We start from the raw sequence: 23,127 nt of genomic DNA, 5'->3' as shown, positions 1-23,127 counted from the left end.
CCCGCGCCACAAAGCGCTGCCGAAGCACCACCCCGCCGAACCGACGGCACACCCTCACACCCCTCAGCAGCACCGACGTAACCCTCAGCGCCCCTCCCTCAGGGCGCTCATCGCCGGAGGCAACACCGTGACCGTGAAGGACATCCTGGCCGCGATCCAGTCGCCCGAGAGCACCTCGGCCGACTTCGCCAACCTGCAGCTCCCGGAGTCGTACCGGGCGATCACCGTCCACAAGGACGAGGTCGAGATGTTCGCGGGCCTTCAGACCCGCGACAAGGACCCGCGCAAGTCGATCCACCTGGACGAGGTGCCCGTGCCCGAGCTGGGCCCGGGCGAGGCCCTGGTGGCCGTCATGGCCTCCTCGGTCAACTACAACTCCGTGTGGACCTCGATCTTCGAGCCGGTGTCGACCTTCGCGTTCCTGGAGCGCTACGGCAAGCTGTCCCCGCTGACCAAGCGGCACGACCTGCCGTACCACATCATCGGCTCCGACCTCGCGGGCGTCGTCCTGCGCACCGGCCCGGGCGTCAACGCCTGGCAGCCGGGCGACGAGGTCGTCGCGCACTGCCTGAGCGTGGAGCTGGAGTCCCCCGACGGCCACGACGACACCATGCTCGACCCCGAGCAGCGCATCTGGGGCTTCGAGACCAACTTCGGCGGCCTCGCCGAGATCGCGCTGGTGAAGACCAACCAGCTCATGCCCAAGCCCAAGCACCTGACGTGGGAGGAGGCCGCCGCTCCCGGCCTGGTCAACTCCACCGCCTACCGCCAGCTGGTCTCCCGCAACGGCGCCGCGATGAAGCAGGGCGACAACGTCCTGATCTGGGGCGCCTCCGGCGGCCTCGGCTCCTACGCCACCCAGTTCGCCCTGGCCGGCGGCGCCACCCCGATCTGTGTCGTCTCCTCCCCGGAGAAGGCCGAGATCTGCCGCAAGATGGGCGCCGAGCACGTCATCGACCGCAACGCCGAGGGCTACAGGTTCTGGAAGGACGAGCACACCCAGGACCCCAAGGAGTGGAAGCGCTTCGGCAAGCGCATCCGCGAGCTCACCGGCGGCGAGGACATCGACATCGTCTTCGAGCACCCCGGCCGCGAGACCTTCGGCGCGAGCGTGTACGTCACCCGCAAGGGCGGCACCATCACCACCTGCGCCTCCACCTCGGGCTACATGCACGAGTACGACAACCGCTACCTGTGGATGTCGCTGAAGCGGATCATCGGCTCGCACTTCGCCAACTACCGCGAGGCGTACGAGGCCAACCGCCTGATCGCCAAGGGCAAGATCCACCCGACCCTGTCGAAGACGTACTCCCTGGAGGAGACCGGCCAGGCGGCGTACGACGTCCACCGCAACCTCCACCAGGGCAAGGTCGGCGTGCTGTGCCTGGCGCCCGAGGAGGGTCTCGGCGTGCGCGACGAGGAGATGCGCGCGAAGCACATCGACGCCATCAACCGCTTCCGCAACGTCTGAGAGCCGCAGATGACAGAGCGTCAGCCTTCGGAGACCCGGAGGGACAAGGACCGTCCGTGGCTCATGCGGACCTATGCCGGCCACTCCACGGCCGAGGCGTCCAACGAGCTGTACCGGCGCAACCTCGCCAAGGGCCAGACCGGTCTGTCGGTGGCGTTCGACCTGCCGACGCAGACCGGCTACGACCCCGACCACATCCTCGCCCGCGGCGAGGTCGGCCGGGTGGGCGTGCCCGTCGCGCACCTCGGTGACATGCGCCGGCTGTTCCAGGACATCCCCCTGGAGCAGATGAACACCTCGATGACGATCAACGCCACCGCCATGTGGCTGCTGGCGCTCTACCAGGTCGTCGCCGAGGAGCAGGGCGCGGACATCACCAAGCTCCAGGGCACGACCCAGAACGACATCGTCAAGGAGTACCTCTCCCGCGGGACGCACGTCTTCCCGCCGGGGCCGAGCCTCCGCCTGACGACGGACATGATCGCGTACACGGTCTCCCACATCCCGAAGTGGAACCCGATCAACATCTGCAGCTACCACCTGCAGGAGGCCGGGGCCACGCCGGTGCAGGAGATCGCGTACGCGATGTCCACCGCGATCGCCGTCCTCGACGCCGTGCGCGCCTCGGGTCAGGTGCCCGAGGAGCGCATGGGCGACGTGGTCGCCCGGATCTCCTTCTTCGTCAACGCGGGCGTCCGCTTCGTCGAGGAGATGTGCAAGATGCGCGCCTTCGGCCGCATCTGGGACAAGATCACACGCGAGCGGTACGGCATCGAGAACCCCAAGCAGCGCCGCTTCCGCTACGGCGTCCAGGTCAACTCCCTCGGCCTGACCGAGGCGCAGCCGGAGAACAACGTCCAGCGGATCGTGCTGGAGATGCTGGCCGTCACCCTCTCCAAGGACGCCCGCGCCCGTGCCGTGCAGCTGCCGGCCTGGAACGAGGCGCTCGGCCTGCCCCGGCCCTGGGACCAGCAGTGGTCCCTGCGCATCCAGCAGGTCCTCGCCTACGAGAGCGACCTGCTGGAGTACGACGACATCTTCGAGGGCTCGAAGGTGATCGAGGCCAAGGTCGAGGAGCTGGTCGAGGCCTCCCTCGCGGAGATCGAGCGGATCCAGGAGATGGGCGGCGCGATGGCCGCCGTCGAGTCCGGCTACCTGAAGTCGCAGCTGGTCGCCTCGCACGCCGAGCGCCGCGCCCGGATCGAGTCCGGGCAGGAGAAGATCGTCGGCGTCAACATCTTCGAGTCGACCGAGCCCAACCCGCTCACCGCCGACCTCGACACCGCGATCCAGACGGTCGACCCGGCCGTCGAGGCCCGGGTGGTCAAGGCCCTGCAGCACTGGCGCGACACCCGCTACCAGCCGCCCTTCAACCACCCGCGCCCCTGCAAGGCGCTGGAGAAGCTGAAGGAGGCCGCGCGCGGCACCGACAACCTCATGGAGGCCACCCTGGAGTGCGCCCGCGCCGGTGTGACGACCGGCGAGTGGGCCGGGGCGCTGCGCGAGGTGTTCGGCGAGTTCCGGGCGCCCACGGGCGTCTCCTCCGCGCCGGTGGCCGTGCCGGCGGAGGCGGGCTCCAAGCTGGCCGAGGTGCGCCGCAAGGTGGAGCTGACGGCCCAGGACCTCGGCGTGGGCAAGCTGCGCTTCCTGGTCGGCAAGCCGGGCCTGGACGGGCACTCCAACGGTGCTGAGCAGATCGCCGTGCGGGCCCGCGACGCCGGGTTCGAGGTGGTCTACCAGGGCATCCGGCTCACCCCGGAGCAGATCGTGGACGCGGCCCTGGCCGAGGACGTGCACGCGGTGGGCCTGTCGATCCTCTCCGGCTCGCACGCGCAGCTGGTGCCGGACGTGCTGGAGCGGCTGCGTGTGGCCGGTGCCACAGACATCCCGGTGATCGCAGGTGGCATCATCCCCAGCGGTGACGCCGAACAGCTGCGGGCCGCCGGAGTGGCCGCCGTCTTCACCCCGAAGGACTTCGACATCACCGGAATCATCGGCCGCATCGTCGACGAGATCCGGACAGCGAACAAGCTCGACCCCCTGGAGGTCCCCGCATGACCACGCCTGTCAACCGCCTTCGCCCGCGGCGTTCCTGCCTGGCGGTGCCGGGCTCGAACCCGCGCTTCCTGGAGAAGGCCCAGGGCCTCCCGGCGGACCAGGTGTTCCTGGACCTGGAGGACGCCTGCGCGCCGCTCGCCAAGCCGGAGGCGCGGCACACCATCGTCAAGTTCCTCAACGAGGGTGACTGGACGGGCAAGACCCGCGTGGTCCGCGTCAACGACTGGACGACCGAGTGGACGTACCGGGACGTCGTGACGGTGGTCGAGGGCGCCGGGCAGAACCTCGACTGCATCATGCTGCCGAAGGTGCAGAGTGCCGAGCAGATCGTCGCGCTGGACCTGCTGCTGACGCAGATCGAGAAGACCATGGGCTTCGAGGTCGGCCGGATCGGCATCGAGGCGCAGATCGAGAACGCGCAGGGCCTCAACAACGTCAACGCGATCGCGCAGGCCTCCCCGCGCATCGAGACGATCATCTTCGGCCCGGCCGACTTCATGGCGTCGATCAACATGAAGTCGCTCGTCGTGGGCGAGCAGCCGCCCGGCTACCCGGCGGACGCCTACCACTACATCCTGATGAAGATCCTGATGGCCGCCCGCGCCAACGACCTCCAGGCGATCGACGGCCCCTACCTGCAGATCCGCAACGTCGACGGCTTCCGCGAGGTCGCCGGCCGCGCCGCGGCGCTCGGCTTCGACGGCAAGTGGGTGCTGCACCCCGGCCAGGTCGACGCCGCCAACGAGGTCTTCTCGCCCTCGCAGGAGGACTACGACCACGCCGAGCTGATCCTGGACGCGTACGAGTACTACACGTCCGAGGCGGGCGGCAAGAAGGGCTCGGCGATGCTCGGCGACGAGATGATCGACGAGGCCAGCCGCAAGATGGCCCTGGTCATCGCGGGCAAGGGACGCGCCGCCGGCATGCGGCGCACGTCGAAGTTCGAGATCCCGGAGGGCTGAGCGCCATGCAGTTCGGACGCACCTACGAGGAGTTCGAGGTCGGCGCGACGTACAAGCACTGGCCGGGCAAGACGGTCACGGAGTACGACGACCACCTGTTCTGTCTCCTCACCATGAACCACCACCCGCTCCACATGGACACGAACTATGCGGAGAAGACGACGGACTTCGGCAAGAACGTCGTCGTCGGGAACTACGTCTACTCCCTGCTGCTCGGCATGAGCGTGCCGGACATCTCCGGCAAGGCGATCGCCAACCTGGAGATCGAGTCGCTCAAGCACGTGGCGCCGACCTTCCACGGCGACACGATCTACGGCGAGACGACCGTGCTGGACAAGTGGCCGTCGAAGTCGAAGAACGACCGCGGCATCGTCCACGTCGAGACCAAGGGCTACAAGCAGGACGGCACCCTGGTGTGCGTCTTCCGCCGCAAGGTCATGGTCCCGACCGAGACGTACATCAAGGAGCGCGGCGGCGAGCAGCCCGGCCGCCCCGAGCTCAAGGAGCAGGAGAAGTAGCCATGGCGCGTCTCGCCCAGACCCACGGCCTCACGGACGTCCAGCAGGAGATCCTCTCCACCGTCCGTGACTTCGTGGACAAGGAGATCATCCCCGTCGCGACGGAGCTGGAGCACCGCGACGAGTACCCGCAAGCGATCGTCGACGGGCTCAAGGAGCTCGGCCTGTTCGGTCTGATGATCCCCGAGGAGTACGGGGGCCTGGGCGAGTCCCTCCTCACCTACGCGCTGTGCGTGGAGGAGATCGCCCGCGGCTGGATGTCGGTGTCCGGCATCATCAACACCCACTTCATCGTCGCGTACATGCTCAAGCAGCACGGCACGCAGGAGCAGAAGGAGCACTTCCTTCCGCGGATGGCGGCCGGCGACATCCGCGGCGCCTTCTCGATGTCGGAGCCGGCCCTGGGCTCGGATGTGTCGGCCATCACGTCCAAGGCGGTCAAGGACGGCGACGAGTACGTCCTCAACGGCCAGAAGATGTGGCTGACGAACGGCGGCACCTCCTCCCTGGTGGCCGTCCTCGTCCGCAGTGACGAAGGACACCCCGAGGGCACCGCCCCGCACAAGTCGATGACGACCTTCCTGATCGAGAAGGAGCCCGGCTTCGGTGAGGTCCGCCCCGGCCTGACCATCCCGGGCAAGATCGACAAGATGGGCTACAAGGGCGTCGACACCACCGAGCTGATCATGGACGGTCTGCGGCTGCCGGCCGACCGGGTGCTCGGCGGGGTCACCGGCCGAGGTTTTTACCAAATGATGGACGGTGTGGAGGTCGGCCGCGTCAACGTCGCCGCCCGTGGCTGCGGCGTCGCCCAGCGCGCCTTCGAGCTGGGTGTCCAGTACGCCCAGCAGCGTCACACCTTCGGCAAGCCGATCGCCCAGCACCAGGCGATCCAGTTCAAGCTCGCCGAGATGGCCACCAAGGTGGAGGCCGCGCATGCGATGATGGTGAACGCAGCGCGCAAAAAGGACTCCGGTGAACGAAACGACCTCGAAGCAGGGATGGCGAAGTACCTCGCCTCCGAGTACTGCAAGGAGGTCGTGGAGGATGCCTTCCGGATCCACGGCGGCTACGGCTTCTCCAAGGAGTACGAGATCGAGCGCCTCTACCGGGAGGCCCCGATGCTGCTCATCGGTGAAGGTACCGCCGAGATCCAGAAAATGATCATCGGGCGCAGACTGCTCGAAGAGTATCGGTTCCAGGGCTGAATGTCCGGGTACGGGGTGTTTTCTTCGGGAGGAAGATCACACCCCGTAGGCACTCTTCGGACGCCGACTCGGCTGCCTGGCTTACCCAGTTGTGCCCGTGAACCGCTACGATCGCGGAAAGCCGCCGTCCCCCTCCTAATAGAGCGGCATCATCCGCTACGAAGGTCATCCATGCCCCACAGCCAAACCTCTGCACCTCGCGACAGCCGAGCCGGCGTACGCCTCGCGCGCGGAGCATCGCCGTGGCTTCTCCCGACCGTCGCCACCGCAGCCCTCAGCCTGGCCCGCGCGCGCCGCTCCGGCGCCGCCCGGGCCGTCGCCGTTCCCGCCACCGCGCTCGCGGCGGGGATGCTGTGGTTCTTCCGCGACCCCGAGCGCGAGATCGCCCAGGGCCGGGTCATCTCCCCGGCCGACGGTGTGGTGCAGAGCATCATGCCGTGGAAGGACGGGCGGACCCGCGTCGCGATCTTCATGAGCCCGCTCAACGTCCACGTGAACCGCGCTCCGCTCGCCGGTACCGTGACGTCGGTCGAGCACATCCCCGGCGGCTTCGTTCCCGCGTTCAACAAGGAGAGCGAGAACAACGAGCGCGTAGTCTGGCATTTCGACACCGAACTCGGCGACATCGAGATGATCCAGATCGCCGGCGCGGTGGCCCGTCGCATCGTGCCGTACATCCCGCAGGGGACGAAGGTCGAGCAGGGTGACCGGATCGGTCTGATCCGCTTCGGCTCGCGTGTCGACCTCTACCTGCCGGAGGGTGTGGAGGTGGCGGTCGAGGTCGGTCAGAAGACCGTGGCTGGGGTGACTCGCATTGACCGTGATTGATCCGCAGACCCAGTCGGGCTGGGTGCCCGAGGCGGCCGAGGACGACGAGGAGGAGATGCCTCTCTCCCTCCGCCTGTCGATAGCGGACACCCTCACCCTCGGCAACGCCACGTGCGGCTTCATGGCGGTGTACTTCACCACCACCGGCATCCTGATCCCGCACCTGACCGGCAGCCAGGAGTCCGGCATGGCCCGCCACAGCGCGGCCACGGCGGTCATCCTGATGCTCTGCGCGGCGGTCTTCGACCTGTTCGACGGCCTGGTGGCGCGCAAGCTGCGCTCCTCCCCCATGGGCGCGGAGCTGGACAACCTCTCGGACCTGATCAGCTTCGGCCTGGCGCCGGCGTACTTCGTGCTGGTCTACGGCATGGTCGCCGACGACGCCCACCAGAGAGTGGCCGCGGTCGGCGCGATCGTCGTCCTGCTGGCGGTCGTGCTGCGGCTCGCGCGCTTCTCGTGCGTGACGGTGAAGGACGGCACCTTCCAAGGCATGCCGAGCCCCTTCGGGGCGCTGACGGTCGTCGCGATCGTCCTGCTGGAGCTGCCGTTCGCGGCGACGCTGCTGGCGATCATCGGTACGGCGTGGCTGATGGTGAGCCGCGTGGAGTACCCCAAGCCGCGAGGCCGCCTCGCGGTGGCGATGCTCTCGTGGATCGTGCTCAGCATGGGGCTGCTCGCGGCCTGGGCCTTCGGCGCGCCGAGCGGCCAGCTGCTGCTGCAGACCGGCTGCGCGCTGCAGCTGGTGATGGGGGCGGTGATCCCGCTGTTCGCCACGGCGCGCCGGGTGAACAACTTCCGCGACAACCGGCGTGAGGCGCGGGCGGCACAGCTGCCCTGACCCTTCGCCGACCTACGGGTGTGGCCCGTGCCAGTCGATGGCACGGGCCACACCCGTTTTGCGTTCAAGTACCCCTGGGCACCGCCCAGTTGCCGGAGCGGCAGGGGAAGAGGACGGTGGACATAAAGGCACTTAAAGGGATATTCCCCCCGCATTTTCCTCCACCGGGAGTCACCCATGCCCTCGCCCATTCTCAAGGAGCACAAGGTCAAGCTCGCCTCGAAGATCCCGGCGAACTACAACGAACCGGTCGAGCTGCTCGTGCGGGAGTACGACGGCACCCCGAACGGATCCAGCGCGTCGCACAAGCCGGTGCTGATGCTCCACGGCAGAAGCGTGGCCGCGCTCGCCGGGTTCGATCTCGCGCCGGTACCCGGCGGCTCCGCCACCCGGTACAGCTGGGCCCAGGAACTGGCCCAGGCCGGACACGACGTGTTCGTCATGGACCTCCAGGGCAACGGCCGCTCACCGCGTCCGACCATGGACGATCCGTGCAACGCCAATCCGGCCCAGCAGCAACAGGTCCTCGTCCCCTATCCGCTGTCGCAGCCGTGCCCACCGCCGCCGCCCTACGCCCACCAGCTGGGCAACAGCGAGAGCGAGTGGTTCGAGCTGGACACGGTCGTCGAGTACATCCGCAAGCTGCCGGGCAACGACAAGCCGATCGACTTCATCGGCTGGTCCGCGGGCGCGTTCGTCATGGGCCCCTACGTCCTCCAGCACCCCGAGAAGGTCAACAGCCTGCAGTTGCTCGCCCCGGTCTTCCCGCCGCAGGGCCGCTGGTCGGGGAACCCCGCCGATCCCTTCGGCCGGCCCGCCGAGGCGGCGACACTGCCGGTGTCCAAGCCCGCCGTCACCTTCGGCTTCCCGATGAACGTCGGCAGCAGGGCCGGGTTCAAGATCGGCCTGGACGGCAACCCCGCGCTGCGCGAGCCCGGCATCGAGGACTACGCCTGGGAGGCGATGATGGACAGCGACGACGTCGGCAGCAAATGGGGCCCGGAGCTCAGCCCCGGCGTCCGGGCGGGCGTCAATCGCTACCGCAACACCTACTGGTGGGGCTGGAACGACCAGACGGTGCCGTACGAGAACCCGGCGGGCACGGCCGTGCTCGGCGACCGGGTGCCCGTGCTCATCGTCTACGGGGAGCTGGACACGCAGGCGAACAGCGGGCCCTCGGTCCCGCCGCTCATCCACTTCAGCGTCCCGGCCCTCTACCAGGCGATCAAGGGACCGCAGAAGCTGATGTTCTGCTACGCCGGCTCCGGTCACTCCATGGTGTGGGAGACCGCGGCCCAGGCCCTGCACACCATGTCGAAGCAGTGGCTGAAGCACCACAAGGTGGAGGGCCTGACCAGCGGCAGCTACTTCAGGGACGCCGACGGCGCCCTGACGCCCCTGGACTGAGAAGTCAGCTCAGGTAGTCCTGCGCGATCCGTTCCGCCACACGCTCCAGGATCGGTCCGGCGTCCGCGATGCACTTCGCCACGTCCGGCTCGATCTCGGTGAGCGGGTAGGCGCGGCGGATGCCGGCGCGGCCCAGGGCCTCGTGCGGGAGGGCGAGGCGGCCGCAGACCGCGACGACCTCCTTGTCCGCCGCGCGCGCCGCCGCCGCGACGCCCGCCGGGGCCTTGCCGTGCAGGGTCTGCTCGTCCAGGGAGCCCTCACCCGTGATCACCAGCGTGGCCCGCTGAAGGGCCGGGGCGAAGCCGAGCACCTCCAGCATCAGCTCGATGCCGGGCCGGAAGCTCGCGCCGAGCAGCAGGGCGCCGTAGCCGATGCCGCCCGCGCCGCCGGCGCCCGGGGACGCGGCGAGCTCGGCGGCCTTCGGGCCGATGGCCTTCTCCAGGACCTCCGCGTAGTGGGCGAGGGCCGCGTCCAGCCTCCGCACGTCCTCCTCGGAGGCGCCCTTCTGCGGGCCGTACACCGCCGCGCAGCCCTTCGGCCCGGTGAGCGGGTTGTCCACGTCACTGGCGAGGACGAAGTCCACCTCGGCGAAGCGGGGGTCCACGCCCGACAGGTCGGCCGAGGCCAGGTCCGCGAGGGCGCCGCCGCCGGGGCCGACCGGCGCGCCGTCGGCGTCCAGGAACACCGCGCCGAGCGCGGCCAGCATGCCGGCGCCGCCGTCGGTGGTGGCGCTGCCGCCCACGCCGAAGACGATCGTGCGGGCACCCGCGTCGAGCGCGGCCTTCAGCACCTCGCCGGAACCGAACGTGGTGGCGGTCAGGGGGGCGAAGACGCCCGCCGGAAGCAGCTGCAGGCCCGAGGCCTCGGCCATCTCCACCACCGCGGTGCCCTCGCGCAGCGCGAAGGCAGCCGTCACCGGCTCGCCGAGCGGGCCGGTGACCCGGACCTCCCGGCGTTCGAAACCGGCCGCCACGGCGGCCGCGACCGTGCCGTCACCGCCGTCGGCGACGGGGAGGGTCTCCACCTCCAGGTCGGGTACGACCCGGCGCAGCCCGGCCGTGACCCGCCGGGCGACCTCGACCGCCGTCAGCGAGCCCTTGAACTTGTCCGCGGCAACGAGCACCCGCCGGGTGCCCTCCACAGCAGCGTCCGCCACCTTGCTATCCCCTTGCTCTCCGGGCCCGACGCATGTCGGGGCCAGTCGCGCCGCTGCGACCATAACCGGAGTCCGCCCCCGCCGTCATGCCCCGCCCGCACCCTGGAACACCCGCGGGCCTGCACGGACGACGCCCCGGCCGGGTACTCCTCTCCCATGACCGCTGTGGGTACCGGGCCGGAGCAGGCCGGCCGCGTCCTCGCCGACCGCATCCTCGGAGGCTGGCTGGGGCGCATCGCGGGCAACATGCTCGGCAAGCCCGTGGAGCAGGGCGAGGTGTGGACCCGCGCCCGGATCGACCGCTATCTGCGGCGGGCCGGCGCGCTCCCGCTGACCGACTACCTGCCCGAGCCCCCCGGCGGCCCCGGCGAGGACCCGCCGCTGCGGCCGGAGTGGCGGATGTGCGTGCGCGGCCGGGTGCACGGCAGCTGCCGGGACGACGACATCGACTACGCGATCCTCGGGCTGCACCTGCTGGAGACATACGGCTTCGGCTTCAGCACCGAGCAGGTCGGCGACCTGTGGCTGCTGCGGCTGCCGTACCTGCAGACGTTCACGGCGGAGCGGGCGGCGTACCGCAACCTCGCCAACGGGCTGAAGCCCCCGCTGACCGCGACCTACGACAACCCCTACCAGGAGTGGATCGGCGCCCTCATCCGCGCGGACGTCTTCGGCTGGACCTCTCCGGGCGCCCCGCGCCGCGCGGCGCTGCTGGCCCGCCGGGACGCGGTGCTGTCGCACACCGGCAACGGCGTGTACGGCGCGATGTTCGCGGCGGCGCTGGTCGCGGCCGCGTTCACGGCGCCGGACGCGCGGCAGGCGCTGGAGAGCGCGCTCGCGGTCGTCCCGGCGAGCAGCCGGCTGGCGCGCACCGTGCGCCGGGTGGTGTCCCTGCACGAGGCGCACCTGCCGTGGGAGGACACCCTGGCCACCCTGGAGGCGGAGACCGCGGGCCTGAACTGGATCCACACCGTGCCGAACGCCGCGGTCCTCACCGCCGGCCTGCTGTACGGCGACGGGGACTTCACCCGCACCATCGCGCTGACGGTACGCGGCGGACTGGACACCGACTCCAACGGGGCGACGGCGGGTTCGGTGGCCGGGGTGCTGGCCGGCGCGGCGGCGATCCCCGCGCAGTGGACGCGGCCGCTGGAGGACACGGTGCGCAGCGCGGTCTTCGGCTTCGACGGCGTACGGATCAGCGAGCTGGCGGAGCGGACCCTGCGGCTGGCCGAGACGCAGGTCTGACCCGGGCGCCGGGCCGTGCGCCGGGCGGGGGGCCGCGCCTCCGGACGGGCGCCGGGTGATCCCCGGCGAGCGCCGGGTGACTCCGGGCGGGGACGGCGTGCCCCGGCCCCCTCCCCGCGTGATCCGGAGCGCGGGGCGACGGGAGGTGGGTGGCTGCCGGTGGCTGGTTACCCTTCCAGGATGACCACTCCAGACTTCGCGACGTACATCGCCTCTCTGCCCCGCGTCCTGGCCGGTGCGGCGGCCCTGTTCCGGGACGCCGAGGGCCGCGTGCTGCTGGTGGAGCCCAACTACCGCGAGGGCTGGGCGCTGCCCGGCGGCACGATCGAGTCCGACGACGGCGAGACGCCCCGGGAGGGCGCGCGGCGCGAGACGCTGGAGGAGATCGGCCTGGACCGGCCGCTGGGCCGGCTGCTCGCCGTCGACTGGGTGCGCGGCCCGGGCCGGCCGCCGCTGGTGGCGTACCTGTACGACGGCGGTGTGCTGAGCGAGGAGGAGTTCAAGGCGATCCGGCTGCAGGAGGAGGAGCTGCTGTCCTGGCGGCTGGTGGAGCGCGGGGACCTGCTCGACCACCTCCCCGGCGCCCTGGGTCACCGTGTCCTGGCCGCGCTGGACGTCCTCGCGGAGGGCACGGGCACGGCGGAACTGGAGAACGGCCACCGGGTGGGCTGACGCGGGTCCGACGCGTCCGAGGCCGTCGGCCTGCCGTACGCGCTCCACGGCTCACCGCCGAGGGCCGGTGCCGGTCGGCCCAGGGCCGCCCCGTCCGCCGGGCCGTCACGGACGCCGTTCCTCGGTCGGCGACGGGTCGGCGGCCGGTGATCAGCCCTCGGTGTCCCGGGGCTTGGCGTCGATCTCGCGCAGTGACTCGTCGCGGGCGGCCACGTGGGCCTCCGTGCGGTGGCCGCGGGCGATGTGGTCGCGGTCCACGAGCTCGACGGCGTCCTGGGGGCTGCCGACGCCCGCCAGAACCATGACCTCGACGACGAGTTCGGCATCGAGCGAAACGGTGACCTTGGCCATGCGCGGACCCTAGGGGGTGTCTCGTCGATCAGGCCGGATCAGGGAGCGGCGTCTGGTGCCGTGCATCGCAAGGCGGAGGAGGGAGTCGATGCGGAGCATCGGGGACCGACGACAACGCGGCGAGGTGCGGTGCCAGGCGCCGCGAGCCCGGCGTGATCGACGAGACACCCCCTAGCAGCGCGGGCCCGGGCCGGTCAGGCCTCCGGCGTGCGCCGCGGTGGTCCCGAGGGGCGCCGGCTGTCGGCCCGCAGCCGGTAGAGCACGCTCCGGCGCAGCGGACCCTCGGGCACGCCGGGGTCGTCGAAGTCGTCGGCCGGGTCGTACGTCATGCCGATCCGCCGCATCACCGCCTGCGAGCGCAGGTTGCCGGCCGCCGTGACGGCCAGGATCTCCGGGAGCCGGAGCCGTTCGAAGCCGAAGTCCACCACGGCGAGAGCCGCCTCGGTGGCGTAGCCGTGGCCCCACGCCGAGCGGGCCAGCCGCCAGCCGGCCTCCACGCCGGTGAACGGCATGCCGTCCTCCACCGGGTCCAGCCCGCAGAACCCGATGAACTCCCCCGTCGCCCGCACCTCGACGGCCCACCAGCCCCAGCCGCGCCGCTCCAGGTCGGCCTGGAAACGCGCCGCGGACGCGTCGCTCCGCTCCCGGGTGAGGACGTCCGGGAAGTACTCCCGTACCTGCGGATCGGCGTTCAGCGCCGCCCACGGTGCCAGGTCGGACTCCCGCCAGTGCCGCAGCCACAGCCGCTCGGTTCTCCACTCGGACATCGCGCCACCGTAGACCGCGGGCTCGCCCGCGGGCGATCGGTTAACCGGTCCGGGCACGGTGGGCAGGGGCGGCCGCCACGGGGCAGGGGCGAGGGCGCCACGGGCAGGGGCGAGGGCGCCACGGGCAGGGGCGAGGGCCGCGCGGCGATACTCGGTCGCCTCCGCCGCGGAGGCCGTCCTAGGCTCGGCGCATGAGCAAGCCTCTGGTCGCCCTTCTGACCGGCGCGGGTGTCTCGACCGATTCCGGAATCCCCGACTACCGCGGACCCGACGGGCTGTGGCGCCGGGACCCCGACGCCGAGAAGCTGGTGACGTACGAGTACTACATGAGCGATCCCGAGATCCGGCGGCGCTCCTGGCGGATGCGGCGCGCGAGCCGCGCCCTGGGCGCGGAGCCGAACGCCGCCCACCGGGCCGTCGTGGAGCTGGAGCGCTCCGGGGTGCCGGTGCGGGTGATCACGCAGAACGTGGACGGGCTGCACCAGCGCGCCGGGATGCCCGACCGCAAGGTGCTCGAACTGCACGGCAGCGCCCACGGCGTGGTGTGCACGAGGTGCCACGCGCGCGGCTCGATGGACGACGCGCTCGCCCGGGTCGACGCCGGTGAGGACGACCCGCCGTGCCGGGAGTGCGGCGGCATCCTGAAGTCGGCGACGGTGATGTTCGGCGAGCGGCTGGACCCCATGGTGCTCGGCCAGGCCGTCGCGATCAGCAAGGCCTGCCAGGTCTTCGTCGCGGTCGGCAGCAGCCTCCAGGTCCAGCCCGCCGCCGGGCTCGCCGGCGTCGCCGCCGACCACGGGGCACGGCTCGTCATCGTCAACGCCGAGCCGACGCCGTACGACGAACTCGCCGACGAGGTGGTGCGCGAGCCCATCGGCACCGCCCTGCCGAGGCTCCTGCGCGACCTGCGGCTGCGCGGCCTCGACGGGGCGTGAAGGGCGGCCGGTGGCCGGGCGGCCGGGCGGCCTAGGGGCGGATCCCGTCGCAGGTGATGTGCAGGTGCCGGGGTCCGCGCAGGACGGCGTTCTGGCGGTAGGGGGGCGGGTCCTCGACCAGGCGCGGGTTGTCGAGCCTGCGGGCCAGTTCGGCCAGGGCGAGCTGGGTCTCCAGCCGGGCGAGCGGCGCGCCGAAGCAGCTGTGGATGCCGCTGCCCAGGCCCAGGTGCTGGATGTCGGGGCGGCCCGGGTCGAAGCGGTCCGGGTCGGTGAAGCGTCGCGGGTCGCGGTTGCCGGACGCGAGGACCAGCCAGAGCGAGGCGCCCTTGGGGATGGTGACGCCGCCGACCTCGATGTCGGCGAGGGTGGTGCGCTGCGGCAGCAGCTGCACCGGCGGCTCGTAGCGCAGCAGCTCCTCCACGAGGGGCACGGCCAGCCGGGGTTCGGTGCGCAGCCGCTCCAGCACGTCGGGGTGGCGCAGCAGGGTCAGCATGCCGTTGGTGATGAGGTTGACCGTGGTCTCGTGGCCGGCGATCAGCAGCAGCGCCGCCGTGCTGAGCAGCTCCATCGTGGTCATCGGGCCGTCCCCGCCCTGGGCCGTCGCCAGCTGGGAGAGCATGTCCTGCCCCGGGTTGCGGCGGCGCTCCTCGATCAGCCCGGCCAGGTACATGCCCAGCTGCATCCGGGCGTCGTGCGCACCCTTGCCCCGCTCGCCCGGGTCGGCGTCCGGATCGGGGTCCAGGCTCGCCGCGAGGGTGTCCGCCCAGGTGTGGAAACGGGCCTCGTCCTCCCGCGGCACCCCGAGCAGCCGGCAGATCACCGTCACCGGGAACGGGTACGAGAACTGCTCCACCAGGTCGATCCGACCGGGGTCGGCGATGCCGTCGATGAGGCCGGTGACGATGTCGTGGAGCTCGGGGCGCATCGCGTCGACACGGTGCGGCGAGTGCGGCGGGCCGAAGGGCCGGTTCGTCATGCGCCGCAGCCGGTCGTGTTCCGGCGGGTCGAGCTTGAGGAAGCCCGGCGGCAGGGCGCTTCCCTCGGCGGGCTCCTCGGCCAGCGGGTCGGCGGCCGCCGAGGCCAGGTTGCGGGCGTCGGAGCTGATCCGCGGATCGTGCAGGAGGCTGCGGATCTCGTAGTAGGTGCTGACGACGTACGGCCCGTCGCCCTCGTGGTGGACGGGCGTCTTCCGCAGCTCCTCGTAGAGCGGGTACGGGTCGGCGCGGTGGGCGTAGTCCAGGATCTGGTGCAGCAGGGATGACGTCATGGCGAGTCCTCGTGGGCCGTGCCGGTCAGTGCGCCGGGGTGAAGGTGATCCGGCGGTCGGCCGGCGCGTAACCGCTGAGGGTCACGGTGGGTCCGTGGGTGGGGACCGAGGGGTCGGGGAAGTCCGCGTCGAGCGGCCGCTGTCCGTCCGGGCGCCGGTCGACCGTGGGGAACGGCGGCGGGAAGGGCGCGGTGGTCTCGATCAGCTCCTGGTAGAACGGCAGCCAGCGGGCGTGGTCGAAGGCGACCGCGCCGATCACGCGCCCCTGGTAGCCGTAGACGCCGAGGAAGCGGTGGTCCGCGAGGGAGCCCTGGGTGATCAGGATCTCCGTGCCCATCGACGGGATCCCCACCGACTTGATGTTCACGCCGAACTGCGAGGACCAGAAGGCCGGCACCTCCATGTGCGGCAGGCGGTCGGCGCTCTCGCTCAGCATGTTGTGCGCCGCGATCCGGCCCTGGGAGACGGCGTTGCCCCAGTGCTCCAGGGACAGGAACTGGTAGCCGAACAGGGCGTGAGGGCTGCGGGCGACGTCCCCGGCCGCGTAGATGTCGTCGGTGACGATGCCGCGGATGTCGAAGGCGCGGCAGCCCGCGTCGCAGGCGATGCCGCGGGGGCCGGCCCCGAGCCCGGAGCCGGCGAGCCACTCGGTGTTGCGGAGGGCGCCGAGGGAGACGACGACCACGTCGGCCTCCACCGTGGAGCCGTCGGACAGCTGTGCGGCGCGCACCCGTCCCGACGCGTCGCCCTCCAGGGCGGTCACCATGACCCCGCACCGCAGGTCCACGCCGTGCTCGCGCTGCATCTCGGCGGCGACCGCGCCGACCACCCCGCCGAGCGCACCGACCAGGGGGGCCGCGCCGCGTTCGGCGACGGTGACGGGCAGGCCGCGCTCACGGCAGGCGGAGGCGATCTCCGAGCCGGTGAACCCGGCGCCGATGACCAGGACCCGGCGGGGCCCGGCGTCCAGCCGCCGGGCGAGGGCGAGGCTGTCGTCGCGGTCCCGCAGCACGAAGACGCCGTCCAGCTCGGCCTCGTCGGGGTTCGGCCAGGGGCGCGCCCGTACCCCGGTGGCGATCAGCAGCCGGTCGTAGGGCACCTCGTCGCCGTCGGCGAGGCGCACCCGGCGGGCGCCCATGTCCAGGCCGGTGGCCGCCACGCCGAGCCGCCAGGTGGCGTCCAGGGAGCGCAGCCGGGGCAGCGCGGTGCGGTCGGCGCGGGCCCGGCCGAGCAGTACCTGCTTGGACAGCGGGGGCCGGTCGTACGGCTCGTGGGGTTCGTCGCCGATCATGGTCAGTGATCCGGTGAAGCCCTTGGCCCGCAGGGTCTCGGCGGCGCGCAGGCCGGCCAGCGAGGCGCCGACGACGACGATGCGGCCCTCGCGCCGCAGCCACTCCAGGGATCCGTCACCGGGCACGGGACACCGCCTCTCCCGAGGCGTCCGCGGCGCTCCCGGCGGGGGCCGGGCCGTCCACGGCGTCGACGAGGATGGCCTGGACCGGGCAGGCCGCGGTGGCCTGGGCGAGCTTGTGGCGCTGGGCGTCGTCGACGTCCGGGTCGTACAGCAGCGCTTCGTCGCCGTGCATGGCGAAGACCTCCGGTGCGAGGAAGGCGCACTGCGCGTACCCCTGGCAGCGGTTCAGATCGACGGCAATCCTGACCACGGACTCGTTCCTCTCAGCCGGCCCGGTCACCCCTTCTGCGACCACTGTCGGCGCGCGGTCGGCGCACGGCGACGGAGCACGGACCGTTCGGGTGAGCGGCGGCCCGAGACGGGGGGCCGCAGGGCGGGGCCGGGTCAGGCCGGGGCGGCGGGCCGTGCCGTCGCGGGGCGCCGGCCGCGCAGGATGTACAGGCCGAGGACCAGCGCCCAGCCCGGGAAGACCAGTTCGGACCAGGGCACGTTCGACCCCACCACGAGCAGCGTCAGGCCCACGAGGTTGCCGAGGAGGACGAGCGGGCGGGGCAGGATGCCGAGCCGGCGGCCGATGGTCGAGGCGGTGAGGACGAACACCGCGGCCATGCGCAGGGCGTAGGTGGTCAGCAGGGCGTAGGCCAGGTGGCGGCCGAAGCCCGAGCCCTGCCCGCTCGCGTCCAGCACGGACCCGGCCGCCGCGGCTGCGGCGAAGAGGGTGGCGACGAAGAGCAGGCCGCTGCCGAGGAACACGGTGGAGACGAACCGGTCCTCGCCCTCGCCGGCCTGCTCGCGCAGGGCGCCCATGAACCACAGGAAGGCGATCCCGGCGAACGGGAGCAGCGCCAGCGCCGTCCGCAGGGCACTGCGCTGTCCGGCGTCGGCGGTGACGTCGCCGCCGTCGGCGCCGCCGGGCAGGGCGAGGCGCACCAGGACGATCGCGGCGGCCGTCAGGATCGCGAAAACCACCCCGGCCGCCCCGGCCGCCCGGGGGGTCGCGAGGCGCTGGTGTGTGCGCTGCATGGGTCTCCCGCTCTCCGGCCGCTGGTCCTTCGTCCAGACACCAGCGAGGGCGAGGCGCACGCCACCGGGGTCACCCGGGAGGAAGACGCCGATGGGCCATGCGGGTCAGGGTCACCGGTGGGCGGGCGCGGCCCGGGCGATGACGCGCAGGTGCCCGAGGCCGGTCGCGGGGTGGAGACGTGGGGGTGCCCATGGCCTGTCGCAGTGCGGCGGCGCGAGGGTGCCCCGCGGCGTCCGCGCCCCGGCACGGGGCCGGGACGCGCAGGTGCCCGCGTCTCCCGTGCCCCGTCGTGTGTCGTGGGGTGCGGGAGGCGCGGGCACCTGGCCGGCAGGCCGCGGGTCAGACCGTCACGTCGACGCAGACGTGGGCGCCCACCTCGAGCTCGCCGACCTGCGGCAGGACACCGCCGGCGGCGACGCCGGCGCCCACGCCGACGTGCACGGCCAGACCGCCGGCGACGGTGTCGAGGTCGGCCTCGGGGATCTCGGCGGTCTCGACCTGGAATGCGGAGTTCATGGCTCTTCCCTTCGTACTGGCTTCCGGAAGATCCAAACACGGGTGCGGAGCGGCAGACTCCGGTCCTTGGGCGTCTCCGGGGAATCTGCACAGCACGTGCGCACGCCGGTCAGAAGAGCGCCGCACCGCACTCGAAGTCCAGCAGCTGCCGCTTGCGGTGCAGCCCGCCGCCGTACCCGGTGAGGGCGCCGTCGGCGCCGACGACGCGGTGGCAGGGGACGATGATGCCGACGGGGTTCTTGCCGTTGGCGAGGCCGACCGCGCGGGAGGCGCCCGGTGCGCCGAGGGCGGCCGCGAGTTCGCCGTACGTGCGCCGCTCGCCGTAGGGGATGGCCCGCAGCTGCTCCCACACCGCCCGCTGGAACGGCGTGCCGTGCAGGCGTAGTTCCAGGGTGAAGTGCCGCAACTCGCCCGCGAAGTACGCCTTCAGCTGCTCCTCGGCCTCGGTGAAGGGCGTGGGGTCGCGGTCGCCGAAGGTCTCCTCGGCCGGGCGGTGGCGTTGCTCGGTCATGTACAGCCCGCACAGGACGCCGTCGTCGGCGACGAGGGTGAGCGGACCGCACGGGCTGTCGATCACGGTGTGCTGCTTCATGGACGTCCTCATACGGGAAGGAAGTTGATGGGGTGGTCGTCGGTCGCCCACAGGTACTGCACGGCGTAGGCCCGCCAGGGGCGCCAGGCCGCCGCGCGGGCCGTGAGGGCGGCCGGGGTGGCGGGCAGGCCGAGTTCGGCGGCCGCGCGCCGGATGCCGAGGTCGGTGGGGAGGAAGGCGTCGGGGTCGCCGAGGGCGCGCATGGCGATGACGTCGACCGTCCAGGGGCCGAAGCCGGGCAGCTGCAGCAGCCGGGCGCGGGCCTCGGCCCAGTCGCTCTCCACGCCCAGGTGGAGGGAGCCGTCGGCCAGATGCCGGACCAGGGTGGTGAAGGTGGTGGGGCGGGTGCGGGGCATGGCGAGGGTCTCGGGGTCCACCGCCGCGAGCGCCGCGGGGTCCGGGAAGAGGCGGGTGAGGCCGCCCTCGGGGTCGGTGACCGGTTCGCCGTGGGCGGTGGCGAGCCGGGCCGCGTGGGTGCGGGCGGCCGCGGTGGACACCTGCTGGCCGAGCACGGCCCGCACGGCGAACTCCGCCTCGTCGACCGTGCGGGGCACGCGCCGGCCGGGCGCCTTGTCGACCAGGGGGGCGAGCAGCGGGTCGGCGCGCAGCGCGTCGTCGATGGCGACCGGGTCGGCGTCCAGGTCGAGCAGGCGCCGGCAACGGCTGATGGCGACGGTGAGGTCGCGCAGGTCGGTGAGGGTGAGGCGGCAGGCGATGTGGTCGGGCCGCGGGGTGAGGGCGGCGATGCCGTGCCCGTACGGCAGCCGCAGCGTGCGCCGGTAGGAGCCGTCCCGCCACTCCTCCACGCCGGGGACGGCGGTCGCGGCGAGGTGGCCGAAGAGGTTGTCCGGGTTGAGCGGGGCGCGGAACGGCAGGCGCAGCGACAGGGTGCCGGGCGCGGCCGGCGCGGCGCTCTTCGGCACGCGGGCGCGCAGTTCGCTCGGGGTGAGGGCGAAGACCTCGCGGACGGTGTCGTTGAAGGTGCGGATGGAGGAGAAGCCGGAGGCGAAGGCGATGTCGGCCATCGGCAGCGGGGTGGTCTCGATGAGCAGGCGCGCGGTCTGGGCGCGCTGGGCGCGGGCCAGGGCGAGCGGCCCGGCGCCCAGCTCGGCGAGCAGCTGGCGTTCGACCTGGCGGGTGCTGTAGCCGAGGCGGGCGGCGAGGCCGGGCACGCCCTCGCGGTCGACGACGCCGTCGGCGATCAGGCGCATGGCGCGGGCGGTGAGGTCGGCGCGCTGGTTCCACTCGGGCGAGCCGGGGCTGGTGTCGGGCCGGCAGCGCTTGCAGGCGCGGAAGCCGGCCTGCTGGCAGGCGGCCGCGCTCGGGTAGAAGGTCATGTTCGCGGGCTTCGGCGGCACGACCGGACAGCTGGGCCGGCAGTAGATGCGGGTGGTCAGGACGGCGGTGTAGAACCAGCCGTCGAAGCGCGCGTCCTTGGACTGGACGGCGCGCACGCACCGCTCCCGGTCGGTGTGCATCCCGTTCTGCATGGCTCCAGCATCGGCCACGCGCGCCTGCCGGGCTGGCGGGAATCCGACATCAACGCCGCGTGGGCTGGACCTCGCCGGTTCGCCAGGCGGACTCGCGCAGCAGCCGCAGCCCGTTGAGGCCGACGAGCACGGTGGAGCCCTCGTGTCCGGCGACGCCGAGCGGCAGCGGCAGGTGCCCGAGCAGGTCCCACAGCACCAGGCCGGTGATGAAGACCCCGGCGAGGACGAGGTTCTGGGTGACCAGGCGACGGGCGTGGCGGGAGAGCCGGACGAGGGCCGGGACGGCGGTCAGCTCGTCGCGCACCACGACGGCGTCCGCGGTCTCCAGCGCGAGGTCGGAGCCCGCGTGGCCGAGGGCGACACCGGCGTGCGCGGCGGCGAGGGCGGGCGCGTCGTTGACGCCGTCCCCGACGAACAGCACCCTGCGCCCGGCCTGCTGTTCCTGCCGTACGGCCGTGACCTTGTCCTCGGGCAGCAGCCCGGCGCGGACGTCGGTGATGCCGGTGGCCTCGGCCACGCGGGCCGCGGCGTGCGCGCTGTCGCCGGTGAGCAGGACGGGCGCGGCGCCGGTCAGCGCGGTGAGCGCGGCGGTGGCCTGCGGGGCGTCGGCGCGCAGCCGGTCGGTGAGGGTGAGCGTGCCGACGGCCTCCCCGTCCCGGCGGACGCGGACCACGGTGCCGCCCTCGCCCTCGCCGCGGCCGACGCTCACCCGGTGGCCGCCGACCAGGGCCTCGACGCCGCGGCCGGGGGTGGCCGTGAAGTCCTCGGCGGGGGCGAGCCGCAGGCCCCGGGCGCGGGCGGCGGCCACGATCGCCCGGGCCAGCGGGTGCTCGCTGGGGTGCTCGGCGGCCGCGGCGAGCGCGAGGAGAGCGTCGGCGTCCAGGCCGGCGGCGGGCAGCGGGGTGACGGCGGTGACCTCGGGGGCGCCCTCGGTGAGGGTGCCGGTCTTGTCCAGGGCGGCGGAGTCGACCTCGCCGAGGCGTTCCATGGCGACGGCGGACTTCACCAGGACGCCGTGCCGGCCGGCGTTGGCGATGGCGGACAGCAGCGGCGGCATCGTCGCGAGGACCACCGCGCACGGCGAGGCGACGATCATGAAGGTCATGGCGCGCAGCAGCGCGTCGGTGAGGCCGGCGCCGAAGGCGAGCGGGACGGCGAAGACCGCGAGGGTGGCGGCGACCACGCCGACGGCGTAGCGCTGCTCGATCCTCTCGATGAACAGCTGGGTCGGCGCCTTGGTCCGGGAGGCCTCCTCGACGAGGGTGACGATCCGGGCGATGACCGAGTCGGCGGGGTCGCGGTCGACGCGGACGCGCAGGGCGCCGGTGCCGTTGAGGGTGCCGGCGAAGACCTCGTCGCCGGGGCGCTTGACGACGGGCAGGGGTTCGCCGGTGATGCTCGCCTGGTCGGCCTCGCTGGTGCCGTCCAGGACGGTGCCGTCGGCGCCGATGCGCTCGCCGGGGCGGACCAGCAGCACGTCGCCGACGGCCAGTTCGGCGGCCGGGACGCTCTCCTCGCCGTGCGCGGTGAGCCGGGTGGCGGTGGCGGGGGCGAGGTCGAGCAGGCCGCGCACGGAGTCGGCGGTGCGGGCGGTGGCCAGGGCCTCCAGGGCGCCGGAGGTGGCGAAGATGACGATCAGCAGGGCGCCGTCCAGGACCTGTCCGATCGCGGCGGCGCCGAGCGCGGCGACGATCATCAGCAGGTCGACGTCGAGGGTCTTCTCGCGCAGGGCGCGCAGGCCCTCCAGGGCCGGTTCCCAGCCGCCGCAGACGTAGGCGACGGCGTACAGGCCGCCGTACACGGCGGGCGGCAGGCCGGCCAGGTCGAGGGCGAGGCCCAGCAGGAAGGCGGCCGTGGCCGCGAGCGCCCAGCGCGCCTCGGGCAGGGCGAGGACGCGGGTGCGGCGGCGCGGCGCGGAGGGCGGGGCGGACGGGGCGGGTGCGGGGGCGAGGATCGCGGACACCCGGCCACCCTACAGGAACACATGAAGACTCATTCATCTGTTCATATGGGGTGGGTAGGATACGCCCATGGGTCATGGAGCCGTCACCACCACCGCAGCCGAGCGCGTCCGCCTGGACGCGGCCAACGTCGCCAAGGTGGCCACCACCCTCCAGGCCCTGTCCACCCCCTCCCGCCTGCTGATCCTCGCGCGGCTGCGCGAAGGCCCGCTGCCCGCGACCGAGTTGGCGGCCGAGGTCGGCATGGAGCAGTCCGCGTGCTCGCACCAGCTGCGGCTGCTGCGCAACCTCGGGCTGGTGGTCGGCGAGCGGCGCGGCCGCTCCGTCGTCTACGCGCTGCACGACCACCACGTGGCCGAACTCCTCGACCAGGCCGTCTACCACGTGGAGCACCTGCGGCTGGGGATCAGTGACGCCGCCGACTGAGGCGCCGCCCGGGACGCC

General features: G+C 72.6%; 23 protein-coding genes. 12 read left to right on the top strand and 11 right to left on the bottom strand.

What is annotated here, in order from left to right; translation table 11 throughout:
• Window positions 1–133 precede the first annotated feature (133 nt).
• The 8 genes from ccrA (at window position 134) to ACF1AL_RS07170 (ending at window position 9,290) form a co-directional block, all read left to right on the top strand.
• On the top strand, window positions 134–1,471 hold the full coding sequence (gene ccrA, locus ACF1AL_RS07205; RefSeq protein WP_366836844.1) for a crotonyl-CoA carboxylase/reductase: 1,338 nt from the start codon (window positions 134–136) through the stop codon (window positions 1,469–1,471).
• 9 nt (window positions 1,472–1,480) lie between these two features.
• Window positions 1,481–3,529: a protein meaA gene (locus ACF1AL_RS07200; protein ID WP_366836683.1), complete on the top strand. Its 2,049-nt coding sequence runs from the start codon at window positions 1,481–1,483 to the stop codon at window positions 3,527–3,529.
• Complete coding sequence (locus ACF1AL_RS07195; protein ID WP_366836682.1) at window positions 3,526–4,491, top strand: CoA ester lyase; 966 nt, start codon at window positions 3,526–3,528, stop codon at window positions 4,489–4,491. Before ACF1AL_RS07200 ends, ACF1AL_RS07195 begins: the two co-directional genes overlap by 4 nt.
• A 5-nt stretch (window positions 4,492–4,496) precedes the next feature.
• Complete coding sequence (locus tag ACF1AL_RS07190; RefSeq protein ID WP_366836681.1) at window positions 4,497–5,009, top strand: MaoC family dehydratase; 513 nt, start codon at window positions 4,497–4,499, stop codon at window positions 5,007–5,009.
• A 2-nt stretch (window positions 5,010–5,011) separates the two neighbouring features.
• Complete coding sequence (locus ACF1AL_RS07185; RefSeq protein ID WP_384205938.1) at window positions 5,012–6,217, top strand: acyl-CoA dehydrogenase family protein; 1,206 nt, start codon at window positions 5,012–5,014, stop codon at window positions 6,215–6,217.
• Between the two features lie 171 nt (window positions 6,218–6,388).
• Window positions 6,389–7,045, top strand: coding sequence for a phosphatidylserine decarboxylase (locus ACF1AL_RS07180; RefSeq protein WP_103783614.1), 657 nt, complete (start codon window positions 6,389–6,391; stop codon window positions 7,043–7,045).
• 22 nt (window positions 7,046–7,067) lie between these two features.
• Window positions 7,068–7,883 carry a CDP-diacylglycerol--serine O-phosphatidyltransferase gene (gene pssA, locus ACF1AL_RS07175; RefSeq protein ID WP_384206095.1) on the top strand — a complete coding sequence of 272 codons (816 nt, stop codon included), beginning with the start codon at window positions 7,068–7,070 and terminating at the stop codon, window positions 7,881–7,883.
• Window positions 7,884–8,060: 177 nt separating this feature from the next.
• Window positions 8,061–9,290: an alpha/beta fold hydrolase gene (locus tag ACF1AL_RS07170; protein WP_391825500.1), complete on the top strand. Its 1,230-nt coding sequence runs from the start codon at window positions 8,061–8,063 to the stop codon at window positions 9,288–9,290.
• A 4-nt stretch (window positions 9,291–9,294) separates the two neighbouring features.
• On the opposite strand, the gene ACF1AL_RS07165 is transcribed toward ACF1AL_RS07170, so the two are convergent.
• Complete coding sequence (locus ACF1AL_RS07165; protein WP_391825499.1) at window positions 9,295–10,446, bottom strand: glycerate kinase; 1,152 nt, start codon at window positions 10,444–10,446, stop codon at window positions 9,295–9,297.
• A 156-nt stretch (window positions 10,447–10,602) separates the two neighbouring features.
• Here ACF1AL_RS07165 and ACF1AL_RS07160 point away from each other — a divergent pair, with 156 nt between their 5' ends.
• The gene (locus ACF1AL_RS07160; protein ID WP_391825498.1) at window positions 10,603–11,694 is read left to right on the top strand and encodes an ADP-ribosylglycohydrolase family protein; all 1,092 of its coding nucleotides are present in this window, start codon (window positions 10,603–10,605) and stop codon (window positions 11,692–11,694) included.
• Window positions 11,695–11,874: 180 nt separating this feature from the next.
• The gene (locus ACF1AL_RS07155) at window positions 11,875–12,366 is read left to right on the top strand and encodes an NUDIX domain-containing protein (RefSeq protein ID WP_391695262.1); all 492 of its coding nucleotides are present in this window, start codon (window positions 11,875–11,877) and stop codon (window positions 12,364–12,366) included.
• 150 nt (window positions 12,367–12,516) lie between these two features.
• On the opposite strand, the gene ACF1AL_RS07150 is transcribed toward ACF1AL_RS07155, so the two are convergent.
• Window positions 12,517–12,717, bottom strand: a complete 201-nt coding sequence (locus ACF1AL_RS07150) for a DUF2191 domain-containing protein (protein WP_391825497.1) — start codon at window positions 12,715–12,717, stop codon at window positions 12,517–12,519.
• A gap of 194 nt (window positions 12,718–12,911) precedes the next feature.
• A complete protein-coding gene (locus ACF1AL_RS07145) occupies window positions 12,912–13,484 on the bottom strand; it encodes a GNAT family N-acetyltransferase (RefSeq protein ID WP_391825496.1) in 573 nt (190 codons plus the stop codon).
• 191 nt (window positions 13,485–13,675) lie between these two features.
• On the opposite strand from ACF1AL_RS07145, the gene ACF1AL_RS07140 reads away from it, so the two are divergent.
• Window positions 13,676–14,419 carry an NAD-dependent deacetylase gene (locus ACF1AL_RS07140; protein ID WP_391658096.1) on the top strand — a complete coding sequence of 248 codons (744 nt, stop codon included), beginning with the start codon at window positions 13,676–13,678 and terminating at the stop codon, window positions 14,417–14,419.
• A 31-nt stretch (window positions 14,420–14,450) separates the two neighbouring features.
• Here ACF1AL_RS07140 and ACF1AL_RS07135 read toward each other — a convergent pair whose 3' ends face one another.
• From ACF1AL_RS07135 to ACF1AL_RS07100, 8 genes are all read right to left on the bottom strand, one after another.
• Window positions 14,451–15,686: a cytochrome P450 gene (locus tag ACF1AL_RS07135; protein ID WP_386585344.1), complete on the bottom strand. Its 1,236-nt coding sequence runs from the start codon at window positions 15,684–15,686 to the stop codon at window positions 14,451–14,453.
• A gap of 25 nt (window positions 15,687–15,711) precedes the next feature.
• Window positions 15,712–17,103 carry an NAD(P)/FAD-dependent oxidoreductase gene (locus tag ACF1AL_RS07130; protein ID WP_391825495.1) on the bottom strand — a complete coding sequence of 464 codons (1,392 nt, stop codon included), beginning with the start codon at window positions 17,101–17,103 and terminating at the stop codon, window positions 15,712–15,714.
• Complete coding sequence (locus ACF1AL_RS07125) at window positions 17,093–17,350, bottom strand: ferredoxin (protein ID WP_391658093.1); 258 nt, start codon at window positions 17,348–17,350, stop codon at window positions 17,093–17,095. Before ACF1AL_RS07125 ends, ACF1AL_RS07130 begins: the two co-directional genes overlap by 11 nt.
• Window positions 17,351–17,484: 134 nt before the next feature.
• Window positions 17,485–18,123 carry a hypothetical protein gene (locus ACF1AL_RS07120; protein ID WP_391825494.1) on the bottom strand — a complete coding sequence of 213 codons (639 nt, stop codon included), beginning with the start codon at window positions 18,121–18,123 and terminating at the stop codon, window positions 17,485–17,487.
• A 340-nt stretch (window positions 18,124–18,463) separates the two neighbouring features.
• Complete coding sequence (locus ACF1AL_RS07115) at window positions 18,464–18,640, bottom strand: hypothetical protein (protein ID WP_386417261.1); 177 nt, start codon at window positions 18,638–18,640, stop codon at window positions 18,464–18,466.
• 109 nt (window positions 18,641–18,749) lie between these two features.
• A complete protein-coding gene (locus ACF1AL_RS07110) occupies window positions 18,750–19,232 on the bottom strand; it encodes a methylated-DNA--[protein]-cysteine S-methyltransferase (RefSeq protein WP_391825493.1) in 483 nt (160 codons plus the stop codon).
• An 8-nt stretch (window positions 19,233–19,240) separates the two neighbouring features.
• Entirely contained in the window at window positions 19,241–20,710 is a 1,470-nt protein-coding gene (locus ACF1AL_RS07105; RefSeq protein WP_391825715.1) for an AlkA N-terminal domain-containing protein, read from the bottom strand.
• Window positions 20,711–20,771: 61 nt separating this feature from the next.
• Window positions 20,772–22,685 carry a heavy metal translocating P-type ATPase gene (locus tag ACF1AL_RS07100; protein ID WP_391825492.1) on the bottom strand — a complete coding sequence of 638 codons (1,914 nt, stop codon included), beginning with the start codon at window positions 22,683–22,685 and terminating at the stop codon, window positions 20,772–20,774.
• A 67-nt stretch (window positions 22,686–22,752) separates the two neighbouring features.
• On the opposite strand from ACF1AL_RS07100, the gene ACF1AL_RS07095 reads away from it, so the two are divergent.
• Complete coding sequence (locus tag ACF1AL_RS07095) at window positions 22,753–23,109, top strand: metalloregulator ArsR/SmtB family transcription factor (protein ID WP_366836461.1); 357 nt, start codon at window positions 22,753–22,755, stop codon at window positions 23,107–23,109.
• Window positions 23,110–23,127 lie beyond the last annotated feature (18 nt).

Origin of the sequence: Streptomyces sp. NPDC014801, assembly GCF_043082085.1 — a bacterium.
GTDB lineage: Bacteria > Actinomycetota > Actinomycetes > Streptomycetales > Streptomycetaceae > Streptomyces.
The sequence above is the reverse complement of the archived record's forward strand: the minus strand, read 5'-3'. Positions and strand labels throughout refer to the sequence as shown.